Genomic DNA, 510 nt, shown 5'->3' with positions numbered 1-510 from the left:
GGTTTCAATTTCTTCTTGAGTTAACGTCGCCGCTTCGGGTTCTGGCTTGTCGACATCTTCCGAACTGACGGTGAAGATGACGCCTAACCCAAGTATCCCAGCTACCAACCACCGCAGAAACATTGCTTTCATAGCTCTTCCTTTTCTTATCCTTAGTTGTCAAAGCATTGTGTTCAATGACGAATTCAACGGTAGTCGTATACCTTGTGAACCTTATCTACCCCTTGTGACTGACCAATAGCATGGCAAGTCGCACATTGTTCGGAGCCCGTTGCTTGTGCTGCTGTGTCTGCTCCAAATACCGCGCCGTGATTCAGCATATGGTTCAGAGGCGCATCTCCTGCCACGGTATCCGGGTCAGCATTAGCTAAAGATGACTCTAAGTGACACGCGCCACAGGCGACTAATGCAGGACTAAAGTACTTACCACTCGCCAGAGAAGGGCGCGTATTTTGTTGGCTAGGTAAGTTGTATTGAGTATTGGTATGGCAGGCCTCACAGTTGTTGACT

General features: G+C 48.6%; 1 protein-coding gene. It reads right to left on the bottom strand.

Annotated features, from left to right (window positions below):
* Window positions 1-185: 185 nt before the first annotated feature.
* Window positions 186-510 (bottom strand): multiheme c-type cytochrome (locus tag R8N47_RS28560; RefSeq protein WP_318186527.1); only part of this gene is annotated, 325 nt, incomplete at its 5' end.

The sequence above is a fragment of the Vibrio sp. 2132-1 genome (assembly GCF_033344315.1).
The sequence above is the reverse complement of the archived record's forward strand: the minus strand, read 5'-3'. Positions and strand labels throughout refer to the sequence as shown.